This is a genomic window from Hydrogenophaga sp. GW456-12-10-14-TSB4 (assembly GCF_059424305.1).
This window is the reverse complement of record NZ_JBWKZH010000108.1, coordinates 1-11,592: the sequence shown is the minus strand read 5'-3', so window position 1 is coordinate 11,592 and position 11,592 is coordinate 1. Positions and strand designations below refer to the sequence as shown.

The 11,592-nt window shown below is 65.8% G+C and carries 13 protein-coding genes; all 13 read left to right on the top strand.

Translation table 11 applies throughout. The annotated features are described in order from the left end of the window. Nucleotides 1-26 precede the first annotated feature (26 nt). Nucleotides 27-458 (top strand): succinate dehydrogenase, cytochrome b556 subunit, encoded by a 432-nt coding sequence (gene sdhC, locus AC07ZS_RS28660; RefSeq protein WP_494801839.1) that lies wholly within the window; start codon nt 27-29, stop codon nt 456-458. A gap of 20 nt (nt 459-478) precedes the next feature. Then, nucleotides 479-844, top strand: a complete 366-nt coding sequence (sdhD, locus tag AC07ZS_RS28655) for a succinate dehydrogenase, hydrophobic membrane anchor protein (RefSeq protein WP_494801838.1) — start codon at nt 479-481, stop codon at nt 842-844. 4 nt (nt 845-848) lie between these two features. After that, nucleotides 849-2,654 carry a succinate dehydrogenase flavoprotein subunit gene (sdhA, locus tag AC07ZS_RS28650; RefSeq protein ID WP_494801837.1) on the top strand — a complete coding sequence of 602 codons (1,806 nt, stop codon included), beginning with the start codon at nt 849-851 and terminating at the stop codon, nt 2,652-2,654. Nucleotides 2,655-2,694: 40 nt separating this feature from the next. Continuing rightward, nucleotides 2,695-3,399, top strand: coding sequence for a succinate dehydrogenase iron-sulfur subunit (locus tag AC07ZS_RS28645; protein ID WP_297402592.1), 705 nt, complete (start codon nt 2,695-2,697; stop codon nt 3,397-3,399). An 18-nt stretch (nt 3,400-3,417) separates the two neighbouring features. Next, the gene (locus AC07ZS_RS28640; protein WP_494801836.1) at nt 3,418-3,729 is read left to right on the top strand and encodes an FAD assembly factor SdhE; all 312 of its coding nucleotides are present in this window, start codon (nt 3,418-3,420) and stop codon (nt 3,727-3,729) included. Then, nucleotides 3,726-5,036 (top strand): citrate synthase, encoded by a 1,311-nt coding sequence (locus AC07ZS_RS28635; RefSeq protein ID WP_494801835.1) that lies wholly within the window; start codon nt 3,726-3,728, stop codon nt 5,034-5,036. The genes AC07ZS_RS28640 and AC07ZS_RS28635 overlap by 4 nt, the downstream gene beginning before the upstream one ends. Before the next feature lie 157 nt (nt 5,037-5,193). Beyond that, the gene (locus AC07ZS_RS28630) at nt 5,194-6,120 is read left to right on the top strand and encodes a LysR family transcriptional regulator (protein WP_494801834.1); all 927 of its coding nucleotides are present in this window, start codon (nt 5,194-5,196) and stop codon (nt 6,118-6,120) included. Between the two features lie 29 nt (nt 6,121-6,149). After that, nucleotides 6,150-7,571, top strand: coding sequence for a 3-isopropylmalate dehydratase large subunit (gene leuC, locus AC07ZS_RS28625; protein ID WP_494801833.1), 1,422 nt, complete (start codon nt 6,150-6,152; stop codon nt 7,569-7,571). A 40-nt stretch (nt 7,572-7,611) separates the two neighbouring features. Then, nucleotides 7,612-7,773 carry an entericidin EcnAB gene (locus AC07ZS_RS28620; RefSeq protein ID WP_291114172.1) on the top strand — a complete coding sequence of 54 codons (162 nt, stop codon included), beginning with the start codon at nt 7,612-7,614 and terminating at the stop codon, nt 7,771-7,773. A gap of 15 nt (nt 7,774-7,788) precedes the next feature. Then, nucleotides 7,789-8,439 (top strand): 3-isopropylmalate dehydratase small subunit, encoded by a 651-nt coding sequence (leuD, locus tag AC07ZS_RS28615; protein ID WP_494801832.1) that lies wholly within the window; start codon nt 7,789-7,791, stop codon nt 8,437-8,439. 30 nt (nt 8,440-8,469) lie between these two features. Continuing rightward, a complete protein-coding gene (gene leuB, locus AC07ZS_RS28610) occupies nt 8,470-9,558 on the top strand; it encodes a 3-isopropylmalate dehydrogenase (RefSeq protein ID WP_494801831.1) in 1,089 nt (362 codons plus the stop codon). Between the two features lie 77 nt (nt 9,559-9,635). Further along, entirely contained in the window at nt 9,636-10,763 is a 1,128-nt protein-coding gene (gene asd, locus AC07ZS_RS28605; RefSeq protein WP_494801830.1) for an aspartate-semialdehyde dehydrogenase, read from the top strand. Between the two features lie 262 nt (nt 10,764-11,025). Beyond that, on the top strand, nt 11,026-11,592 hold a 567-nt coding region (locus tag AC07ZS_RS28600), incomplete at its 3' end, for a type IV pilus assembly protein FimV (protein ID WP_494801829.1).

The window sequence follows — 11,592 nt, the reverse complement described above, 5'->3', positions numbered from 1 at the left end:
CTCCCTCCCCGGAAGAAAGCCCCACCATGACCGAGTTGACCAAGAAGCGGCCCGAGTTCCGCAACATCAACGCCTTCAAGGATCTCACCACCTACCGCCTGCCTCCGGCCGGCTGGGTGTCGATCCTGCACCGCGCCAGCGGTGGCCTGATGTTCATCCTGCTGCCCCTGATCGTCTGGCTGTTCGACACCTCCGTGTCGTCCGAGCTGTCCTTCGAGCGTTTCAGCTCGGCGTTTGCCGCCGGCATCGGCTTCGTGCCGGGCTGGTTCTTCAAACTCGTGGTGCTGGCCATCATCTGGGCCTACCTGCACCACCTGATCGCCGGCATCCGCCACCTCTACATGGACGCCTGCCACGCCGTGAGCAAGGAATTCGGCCGCTCTTCCGCCATCGTCACGCTGGTCCTGAGCATCGGCCTCACGCTGGTGCTCGGCGCCAAGCTGTTCGGTTTGTATTGATTGCGACGAGGAAACTGAACATGTCCGTCAACTACGGTTCCAAGCGCGTCGTCACCGGCGCCCACTACGGCCTGCGCGACTGGCTCGCCCAGCGCATCACCGCCGCCCTCATGGCGATCTTCACGCTGATCGTGCTGCTGCAGGTGCTGTTCATCAGTGGCCCCATCGGCTACGAGAGCTGGGCCGGCATCTTCGCCAAGCAATGGATGAAGGCCCTGACCTTCGCCGTCTTCCTGGCCCTGGCCTACCACGTGTGGGTCGGCATGCGCGACATCTGGATGGACTACGTCAAGCCCGCCGGCATCCGCCTCGTGCTGCACGTCTTCACCATCGTCTGGCTCCTGTCCTGCCTGGGCTGGGCCGTTCAAGTTCTCTGGAGGCTCTGAAGCCATGACCGCATCCGCATCCCTTCCCAAGCGTCAATTCGACGTGGTCATCGTCGGCGCCGGCGGCTCCGGCATGCGCGCCTCGCTGCAGCTCGCGCGCGCCGGCCTCAAGGTGGCCGTGCTCTCCAAGGTGTTCCCGACCCGCTCGCACACCGTCGCCGCCCAGGGTGGCATCGGCGCCTCGCTCGGCAACATGAACGAGGACAACTGGCACTACCACTTCTACGACACCATCAAGGGCTCCGACTGGCTGGGCGACCAGGACGCCATCGAGTTCATGTGCCGTGAAGCGCCCAAGGTCGTCTACGAGCTCGAGCACTTCGGCATGCCGTTCGACCGCAACCCCGACGGCACGATCTACCAGCGCCCGTTCGGCGGCCACACCGCCAACTACGGCGAGAAGCCGGTGCAGCGCGCCTGCGCTGCGGCCGACCGCACCGGTCACGCCATGCTGCACACCCTGTACCAGCAGAACGTGCAGGCCCGCACCACCTTCTTCGTCGAATGGATGGCGCTGGACCTGATCCGCGACGCCAGCGGCGACGTGGTCGGCGTGACCGCGCTGGAAATGGAAACCGGCGAAACCTACATCCTGGAAGCCAAGACCACGCTGCTGGCCACCGGCGGTGCCGGCCGCATCTTCGCGGCCTCGACCAACGCCTTCATCAACACCGGCGACGGCCTGGGCATGGCGGCGCGCGCCGGCATCCCGCTGCAGGACATGGAGTTCTGGCAGTTCCACCCCACCGGCGTGGCCGGCGCGGGCGTGCTGCTGACCGAAGGCTGCCGCGGCGAAGGCGCGATCCTGCGCAACGTCAACGGCGATCGCTTCATGGAGCGTTATGCGCCCACGCTGAAGGACCTGGCACCGCGCGACTTCGTCTCGCGCTGCATGGACCAGGAAATCAAGGAAGGGCGCGGCTGCGGTCCGAACAAGGACTACATCCATCTCGACATGACGCACATCGGTGTCAACGACATCATGAAGCGCCTGCCCTCGGTCTACGAGATCGGGCACAACTTCGCCAACGTCGACATCACCAAGGACCCGATCCCTGTCGTGCCGACCATTCACTACCAGATGGGCGGCATCCCGACCAATATCCATGGCCAGGTCGTCACCCCCGATGGGCAAGGCAACCAGAAGGTGGTCAACGGTCTTTACGCCGTGGGCGAATGCTCCTGCGTGAGCGTGCACGGCGCCAACCGCCTGGGCACGAACTCCCTGCTGGACCTGCTGGTGTTCGGTCGCGCGGCTGGCGACCACATCGTCCAGTACAACGACAAGAACAAGACCCACAAGCCCATGCCTGCCGACGCTGCCGACAAAACGCTCGCGCGTCTGGCTCGTCTCGACAACGCCACCGACGGCGAATACTCCCAGGACGTCGCCAACGACCTGCGCACCGCCATGCAGCAACACGCCGGCGTGTTCCGCACCCAGGCCAGCATGGACGAAGGCGTGGTCAAGATCAACGCCATGCGCGCGCGCGTGGCCAAGATCGCCCTCAAGGACAAGTCCAAGGTGTTCAACACCGCGCGCATCGAAGCGCTGGAAGTGGAAAACCTGATCGAATGCGCCCAGGCCACCATGACCTCGGCCGCGGCCCGCCGCGAGTGCCGTGGTGCCCACACTGTGAACGACTACGAGCGCCCGGCCGACGACGCGCAGTTCCCCCTGGGCCGCAACGACGCGGAGTGGATGAAGCACACGCTGTGGCACAGCGCCGACAACAGCCTGACTTACAAGCCTGTCAACCTCAAGCCCCTGACCGTGGAGTCGGTGCCCCCGAAGGTCCGCACCTTCTGAGCCCCTTCACCCAGCACCCACGACGCACGGAGAACACACCATGGCAAAACGCACCTTCAAGATCTACCGCTACGACCCGGACAAGGACGCCAAGCCCTACATGCAGACCATCGAAGTCGAACTCGATGGCCATGAGCGCATGCTGCTCGACGCCCTGATGAAGCTCAAGGCGGTGGATCCCTCCATCTCGTTCCGCCGCTCGTGCCGCGAAGGCGTGTGCGGCTCGGACGCGATGAACATCAACGGCAAGAACGGTCTGGCCTGCCTGACCAACATGAACACGCTCAAGGGCGACATCGTGCTCAAGCCGCTGCCCGGCCTGCCGGTGGTGCGCGACCTGATCGTGGACATGACGCTGTTCTTCAAGCAGTACAACAGCATCAAGCCCTACCTGATCAACGAAACCGTGGCCCCCGAAAAGGAGCGCCTGCAGAGCCCCGAAGAGCGCGAAGAGCTCAACGGCCTCTATGAGTGCATCCTGTGCGCGAGCTGCTCCACCAGCTGCCCGAGCTTCTGGTGGAACCCGGACAAGTTCGTCGGCCCCGCCGGTCTGCTGCAGGCCTACCGCTTCATCGCCGACAGCCGCGATCAGGCCACCAGCGAGCGCCTGGACAACCTGGAAGACCCGTACCGCCTGTTCCGCTGCCATACGATCATGAACTGCGTGGACGTCTGCCCCAAGGGCCTGAACCCCACGAAGGCGATCGGCAAGATCAAGGAAATGATGGTGATGCGCTCGGTCTGAGCGCCACCCCCGAACACCATGACCGACACCCCCCTGCAGGATGCCTTGCTGGACGAGCGCGCGCTGAGCAAGCTGCGCTGGCGGTGTCGTCGTGGCCTGCTCGAGAACGATCTGTTCATCGAGCGATTCTTCGCCAGGCACGAATCTGGCTTAACCGTGCGCCAAGCCGATGCACTCGGGCTCTTGATGGACTTGTCCGACAACGACCTGCTGGATCTGCTGCTCGGTCGAAAGCCCCTCCAAGGCGATCTCGAACGCGCGGACGTGACGCAAGTGCTTGCACTGCTGCGCGACCTGCGACCTCTCTCATCATCCGAGGAACCTGCATGAAACTCGTAGACAACAAAGCCACCCTGTCGTTCTCCAACGGCAGCCCCAGCGTCGACCTGCCGGTCTACGCCGGCAACATCGGTCCGGACGTGATCGACATCCGCAAGCTCTACGCGCAGACCGGCATGTTCACCTACGACCCCGGCTTCCTGTCCACGGCGTCGTGCCAGTCGGCCATCACCTACATCGACGGCGACAAGGGCGAGCTGCTGTACCGCGGCTACCCCATCGAGCAACTGGCCACGCAGTGCGACTACCTCGACACCTGCTACCTGCTGCTCAACGGCGAACTGCCCAACGAATCGCAGCGCGGCGACTTCCACAAGCTCGTGACCAACCACACCATGGTCAACGAGCAGATGCAGTTCTTCCTGCGCGGCTTCCGCCGTGACGCCCACCCCATGGCGGTGCTCACCGGCCTGGTCGGCGGCCTGTCGGCCTTCTATCACGACAGCACGGACATCAACAACCCGAAGCACCGCGAGATCGCCGCGATCCGCCTGATCGCCAAGATGCCGACGCTGGTCGCCATGGCCTACAAGTACGGCATCGGCCAGCCCTACATGTACCCGAAGAACGACCTGAGCTACTCAGGCAACTTCCTGCGCATGATGTTCGGCACGCCCTGCGAGGAATACCAGGTCAACCCGGTGCTCGAGCGCGCGCTGGACCGCATCTTCATCCTGCACGCCGACCACGAGCAGAACGCCTCCACCTCCACCGTGCGCCTGTGCGGTTCGTCGGGCACCAACCCGTTCGCCGCCATCGCGGCCGGCGTGGCCTGCCTGTGGGGCCCGGCCCACGGCGGCGCCAACGAGGCCTGCCTGAACATGCTGGAAGACATCCAGCGCAACGGCGGCGTCTCCAAGGTCGGCGAGTTCATGGAGAAGGTCAAGGACAAGAACTCCGGCGTCAAGCTCATGGGCTTCGGTCACCGCGTGTACAAGAACTACGACCCGCGCGCCAAGCTGATGCAGGAAACCTGCAACGAAGTGCTGCAGGAACTGGGCCTGGAAAACGACCCCCTGTTCAAGCTGGCCAAGGAACTCGAGAAGATCGCCCTGGAAGACGAATACTTCGTGTCGCGCAAGCTGTACCCGAACGTGGACTTCTACTCCGGCATCGTGCAGCGCGCCATCGGCATCCCGGTCAACCTGTTCACCGGCATCTTCGCCCTGGCCCGCACCGTCGGCTGGATCGCCCAGCTCAACGAGATGATCAGCGACCCCGAGTACAAGATCGGCCGCCCGCGCCAGCTGTTCACCGGCTCGACCCGCCGCGACGTCAAGCCGCTGGCCAACCGCTGATCGGCAGCGTCCCCTCGAAAGCCCGCCGCCCGGCGGGCTTTTTTTCGCCCCGGGCTGCGCGGTGGGGCAAGCCAGCCATCGTCCTTGGAGATGCCAAGGCCTTCTCAGGTAGGGGAAAATCACCCACCGACCTCTCCAAACGAGAAGTCAAGGCCCCATGCTCTCCGAACGCAACTTCGCCCGCCAGATCAACCTCACCTCGCTGCAGCTCTTCGTGGCCGTGTGCGAGCTGGGCAGCATCGGCCGTGCGGCCGAGCGGGAGTTCATCGCGGCCTCGGCGATCAGCAAACGGCTCTCGGACCTGGAAAGCGCCCTGGGCACCACACTGCTGCACCGCCACGCACGGGGCGTGCGCCTCACACCGGCAGGCGAAGGCCTGTTGCACCATGCGCGCGCCGTGCTGTTCGGGCTCGAAAAGATGCAGGTGGAACTGACCGAGTACGCCGACGGCGTGCGCGGGCACGTGCGGGTGCACGCCAGCATCTCGGCCATCGTGCAGTTCCTGCCGGAGGACCTGGGCGCCTTTGCCCGTCACCATCCCCAGATCAAGATCGATCTGGAGGAGCACCTCAGCCCCGAAGTGCTGCGCGCCGTGAAGGAAGGCGCCACGGACCTCGGCCTGTGCAACGGCGCCATGGGCATCGGCGGTCTGCAAAGCCTGCCCTACCGGCGCGACAGCCTGGTGCTGGTGGTGCCGCGAGGGCACCCGCTGGCCGCCGACGGGCCCGTGGCCTTCGAGGCATCCCTGCCCTTCGACCACGTGGGCCTGCACGCCAACAGCTCCATCCACCTGGCCACGCACCAGGCGGCCACCCAGGCCGGCACCGCCGTGCGCGTGCGCATCCGGGTGACCGGGCTCGATGCCATGTGCCGCATGATCGCCAACGGCCTGGGCGTGGGCGTGATGCCCGAGCGCGCCTTCCAGCTGCTGAGCACCGGCGATGCGCTGCAGGCCGTGCCCCTGACCGATCCCTGGGCCCAGCGCCAGCTCGTGCTGGTGGCCCGCGATTTCTCCAGCCTGCCCGCCACGGCTCGCCTGCTGGTGGATCACCTCAGCACCGCCGATGTCCGTCAAGCGGCCTAAAATCTTCACTCCACGACAAGACCCACGCCATGCCACGCACGCTCTACGACAAGATCTGGGACGAACACGTTGTCCATACCGAAGAGGACGGCACGTCCGTGCTCTACATCGACCGGCACCTGGTGCACGAAGTCACCAGCCCCCAGGCCTATGAAGGTCTGCGTCAGGCCGGCCGCAAGGTCTGGCGCGTGAGCTCGGTGGTGGCCACCGCCGACCACAACACCCCCACCAATGGCTGGGAACTCGGGTATGACGGCATCACCGATCCGGTCAGCAAGGAACAGATCACCACGCTGAACAGCAACATCGCCGAGTTCGGCGCGGCGGCCTTCTTCCCCTTCATGTCCAAGCGCCAGGGCATCGTGCACGTGATCGGGCCGGAAAACGGCGCCACCCTGCCGGGCATGACGGTGGTCTGCGGCGACAGCCACACTTCCACCCACGGCGCGTTCGGCGCACTGGCCCACGGCATCGGCACCAGCGAGGTCGAGCACGTGCTGGCCACTCAGACCCTGCTGGCCAAGAAGGCCAAGAACATGCTGGTGCGCGTGGACGGCCAGCTCGCCAAAGGCTGCACCGCCAAGGACATCGTGCTGGCCATCATCGGCAAGATCGGCACGGCCGGCGGCACGGGCTACACCATCGAGTTCGGCGGCGCGGCGATCCGCGCGCTCAGCATGGAAGGCCGCATGACGGTGTGCAACATGGCCATCGAAGGCGGCGCGCGCGCCGGCCTGGTGGCGGTGGACGAGAAGACCATCGAGTACGTCAAGGGCCGGCCGCTCTCGCCCACCGGCGTGGAATGGGACCAGGCCGTGGCCTACTGGAAGACCCTGCAGTCCGACGCCGACGCGACGTTCGACGCCGTGGTCGAACTCGACGCCGCGCAGATCGTGCCGCAGGTCACCTGGGGCACCTCGCCCGAGATGGTGCTCGGCATCGACGGCTCGGTGCCCGACCCCGACCGCGAAAAGGACGCGAACAAGCGCGGCGCCATCGAGCGCGCGCTGACCTACATGGATCTCTCGCCCGGCAAACCGCTCAACGACATCTTCGTCGACAAGGTTTTCATCGGCTCCTGCACCAACAGCCGCATCGAAGACATGCGCGAAGCCGCCGCCGTGGTGAAAAAGCTCGGCCAGAAGGTGGCCAAGAACGTCAAGCTGGCGCTGGTCGTGCCGGGCTCCGGCCTGGTGAAGGCCCAGGCCGAGCGCGAAGGCCTGCACGAGATCTTCAAGGCGGCGGGCTTCGAGTGGCGCGAGCCCGGTTGCTCGATGTGCCTGGCCATGAACGCCGACCGGCTGGAGCCGGGCGAGCGCTGCGCCTCCACCAGCAACCGCAACTTCGAAGGCCGCCAGGGCGCTGGTGGCCGGACCCACCTGGTTTCCCCCGCCATGGCCGCCGCGGCCGCGGTGCACGGCCACTTCGTGGACGTGCGCACCTTCGCCTGACCATCCTTCCCCACCCCGCAACCACCCTCAGGAGATTCACATGAAACGCATTGCATGGATCGCAGCCGCCTTCGCCCTCTCGCTGACGCTGGCCGCGTGCAACACCTGGACCGGTGTCAAGCAGGACGCCAAGCAGGCCGGACAGGCCGCGGGCAAGGGCATTGAGAAAGCCGGCGAGAAGGTCCAGGACATCGCCAAATAAGAGACACCCATCACCATGCAGAAATTCACCCTCCACAAGGGGCTCGTGGCCCCGATGGACCGCGAGAACGTCGACACCGACGCCATCATTCCCAAGCAGTTCCTGAAGTCGATCCGCAAGACCGGCTTCGGGCAGAACCTGTTCGACGAGTGGCGCTACCTCGACAAGGGCGAGCCCGGCCAGGACCCGGCCAGCCGCAAGCCCAACCCCGACTTCGTGCTCAACCAGCCGCGCTACGCCGGTGCGTCCGTGCTGCTGGCGCGCAAGAACTTCGGCTGCGGCTCCAGCCGCGAGCACGCGCCCTGGGCCATCGACCAGTACGGCTTCCGCGCCATCATCGCGCCCAGCTACGCCGACATCTTCTTCAACAACTGCTTCAAGAACGGCCTGCTGCCGATCCAGCTGTCCGAAGCGCAAGTGGCCCAGCTGTTCGATGAAGTGGCGGCCTTCCCCGGCTACCAGCTCACCATCGACCTGGAGCGCCAGGTGATCGTCAAGCCGCAGGGCGACGAAATCCCCTTCGACGTGCAGGCGTTCCGCAAGTACTGCCTGCTCAACGGGCTGGACGACATCGGCCTCACGCTGCGCTACAAGGACAAGATCGCGGCCTTCGAGGCCGAACGCCTGGCGACCAAGCCCTGGCTCGCCCACACGATGGCGGCCTGAGCATTTCTCTCGACTCCAACTTCACATCACATGAAAATCGCAGTTCTTCCGGGTGACGGCATCGGCACCGAAATCGTGGCCGAAGCGGTCAGGGTCCTTCAGGCACTCGAGCTGCCGATCGAAATGGAGTCCGCCCTGGTGGGCGGTGCGGCCTACGAAGCCCATGGCCACCCGCTGCCCGAGTCCACCCTGAAACTGGCGATGGACGCCGATGCGGTGCTCTTCGGTGCCGTGGGCGACTGGAAGTACGACAAGCTGGACCGCCCGCTGCGCCCGGAGCAGGCCATCCTGGGCCTGCGCAAGCACCTGGGCCTGTTCGCCAACTTCCGCCCGGCCATCTGCTACCCCGAACTGGTGGGCGCCTCCAGCCTCAAGCCCGAGCTGATCTCGGGCCTGGACATCCTCATCATCCGCGAGCTGACCGGCGACATCTACTTCGGCCAGCCACGCGGCCGGCGCACCGCCATCGACGGGCACTTCCCCGGTGCGGAAGAAGCCTTCGACACCATGCGCTACAGCAAGCCCGAGATCGAGCGCATCGCCCATGTGGCCTTCCAGGCCGCGCGCAAGCGCAACAAGAAGGTGACCAGCGTCGACAAGGCCAACGTGCTGGAGACCTTCCAGTTCTGGAAGGACGTGGTCACCGAGGTGCATGCCCAGTACCCCGACGTGGAACTGGAGCACATGTACGTGGACAACGCGGCCATGCAGCTGGTGCGCGCGCCCAAGAAGTTCGACGTGGTGGTCACTGGCAACATGTTCGGCGACATCCTGTCCGACGAGGCGTCCATGCTCACCGGCTCCATCGGCATGCTGCCGTCGGCCTCGCTGAACACGAAGAACCAGGGGCTGTACGAGCCCAGCCACGGCAGTGCGCCGGACATCGCCGGCAAGAACCTGGCCAATCCTCTGGCTACAATACTGTCTGCTGCCATGATGCTCAGATTCACATTCAACCAGACCGAAGCCGCCGACCGCATTGAAACTGCGGTCAGCAGCGTGCTCGCGTCCGGCCTGCGCACCACGGACATCTGGTCGGAGGGCACGACCAAGGTGAGCACCCGCGGCATGGGCGACGCCGTCGTGGCCGCCATCACCAAAACCATTACCAAGGGCTGATACAGCTCCGGTTCGTCACGCCCCTCCCCGGCCAGACGAGCCGGGGCAAAACGGTTTTTTAACTGAAGGGCGTTGACATGAAACTCGTAGGACTCGTTGGCTGGCGCGGCATGGTCGGTTCCGTGCTGATGGACCGCATGGTCGCGGAAAGCGACTTTGACCTGATCGAACCGCTGTTTTTCTCCACCTCCAACGCAGGCGGCAAGGCCCCTGCGATGGCGAAAAACGAAACCCAGCTGCAGGACGCGCACGACATCGCGGCCCTCAAGCGCTGCGACATCGTCATTACCGCCCAGGGCGGCGACTACACCAGCGAGGTCTACCCGAAGCTGCGCGCGGCCGGCTGGAACGGCCACTGGATCGATGCCGCGTCCACGCTGCGCATGGACAAGAATGCCGTCATCGTCCTGGACCCGGTCAACCTGCCGGTCATCCAGAATGCCCTGGCCCACGGCGGCAAGGACTGGATCGGCGGCAACTGCACCGTGAGCTGCATGCTGATGGGCGTGGGCGCGCTCTACAAGGCCGGCCTGGTGGAGTGGATGAGCACGCAGACCTACCAGGCAGCGTCCGGCGGCGGCGCGCAGCACATGCGCGAACTGCTCACGCAGTACGGCACGCTCAATGCCGAGGTGAAGGCCCTGCTGGACGACCCCAAGAGCGCCATCCTGGAAATCGACCGCAAGGTGATCGCCAAGCAGCGCTCGCTCTCGAGCGCCGAAACCGCCAACTTCGGGGTGCCCCTGGGCGGTTCGCTCATCCCCTGGATCGACAAGGACCTGGGCAACGGCATGTCCAAGGAAGAGTGGAAGGGCATGGCCGAAACCAACAAGATCCTCGGCATGGGCGAAGGCTTCCATGCCCCGGCCATCCCGGTGGACGGCTTCTGCGTGCGCGTGGGCGCCATGCGCTGCCACAGCCAGGCCCTGACCTTCAAGCTCAAGAAGGATGTGCCGCTCGCCGATATCGAAGCCATGATCGCGGCCGACAACGCCTGGGTGAAGGTGGTGCCGAACACGCGTGAAGCGACGATCCAGGACCTGACCCCGGTGGCCGTGACGGGCACCATGACGATTCCGGTGGGCCGCCTCCGCAAGCTGGCCATGGGCCCCGAGTACCTGGGCGCGTTCACCATCGGCGATCAGCTGCTGTGGGGCGCGGCCGAACCCCTGCGCCGCATGCTGCGCATCCTGCTCGAGGCCTGACCCTCGCCGGGGAGGGGAATCGGTGGATGGAGGGTGCGGTTGTTCACGTTGTGCCACTGCAACGCAACAACCCACCCGGCGACGACAGAGGGTCGATGGAGAAACTCAAGCGGATTCTCAGCTTGTCACTGTAATCCGTTGATGTTAAGGTCAATTCTCGGTTTTTTACGTCGAGGTCAACGTGCCATCCAACTCCCGTCACACCCCATCCCAACAGACCCGCCCCGCGCCGCAAGGTGCTGGCTTACGAGGTCTTGCGCGGTTGCATGCGGTCGCTGCGGCGGCGGTGCTGTGTGCGAGCCTGGTCCACCACACCGACGCCCAGGCACTGGCGCTGGGGCGTGTGGTGGTGCAGTCGGCCCTGGGCGAGCCCCTGCGGGCCGAAATCGACGTGCCGGACATCAATGCCGAAGAGGCCGCCAGCCTGCGGGTAGGCCTCGCTTCCGGTGACACCTTCCGGGCGGCGGGCGTTGACGTCAACTCCGCACTGGCCACCCTGCAGATCAGCCTGCAACGCCGGGCCGATGGCCGGGCCTACCTGCGCCTGACCAGCACGCGCCCCGTGACCGAACCTTTCGTGGACCTCATCGTGGAGGCCAACTGGTCGTCCGGGCGCATGGTTCGCGACTACACCCTGCTCTTCGACCCACCGAACCTGCGCGCCGCCGCGCCTCAGCCGGCACCGGTGGCACCCGGCGTCAGCGCCCCGGCACCGGCCGCGCAGGCGCCACGCCCGGCGGCACCGGCGCCCAGCGCCGCCGCCCCCCAGGTCCAGCCACCCAGGGCGTCGGCCCCGGCGCCGGCCGCGCCTGCCCCCGCTCCCGCTCCC

Coding starts and splice junctions, on each gene's coding strand:
- AC07ZS_RS28645 (WP_297402592.1), top strand. CDS start 2,695: ATGGCAAAACGCACCTTCAAGATCTACCGCTACGACCCGGACAAGGAC.
- asd (WP_494801830.1), top strand. CDS start 9,636: ATGAAACTCGTAGGACTCGTTGGCTGGCGCGGCATGGTCGGTTCCGTG.
- AC07ZS_RS28635 (WP_494801835.1), top strand. CDS start 3,726: ATGAAACTCGTAGACAACAAAGCCACCCTGTCGTTCTCCAACGGCAGC.
- sdhC (WP_494801839.1), top strand. CDS start 27: ATGACCGAGTTGACCAAGAAGCGGCCCGAGTTCCGCAACATCAACGCC.
- leuD (WP_494801832.1), top strand. CDS start 7,789: ATGCAGAAATTCACCCTCCACAAGGGGCTCGTGGCCCCGATGGACCGC.
- sdhA (WP_494801837.1), top strand. CDS start 849: ATGACCGCATCCGCATCCCTTCCCAAGCGTCAATTCGACGTGGTCATC.
- AC07ZS_RS28630 (WP_494801834.1), top strand. CDS start 5,194: ATGCTCTCCGAACGCAACTTCGCCCGCCAGATCAACCTCACCTCGCTG.
- AC07ZS_RS28620 (WP_291114172.1), top strand. CDS start 7,612: ATGAAACGCATTGCATGGATCGCAGCCGCCTTCGCCCTCTCGCTGACG.
- leuB (WP_494801831.1), top strand. CDS start 8,470: ATGAAAATCGCAGTTCTTCCGGGTGACGGCATCGGCACCGAAATCGTG.
- AC07ZS_RS28640 (WP_494801836.1), top strand. CDS start 3,418: ATGACCGACACCCCCCTGCAGGATGCCTTGCTGGACGAGCGCGCGCTG.
- leuC (WP_494801833.1), top strand. CDS start 6,150: ATGCCACGCACGCTCTACGACAAGATCTGGGACGAACACGTTGTCCAT.
- sdhD (WP_494801838.1), top strand. CDS start 479: ATGTCCGTCAACTACGGTTCCAAGCGCGTCGTCACCGGCGCCCACTAC.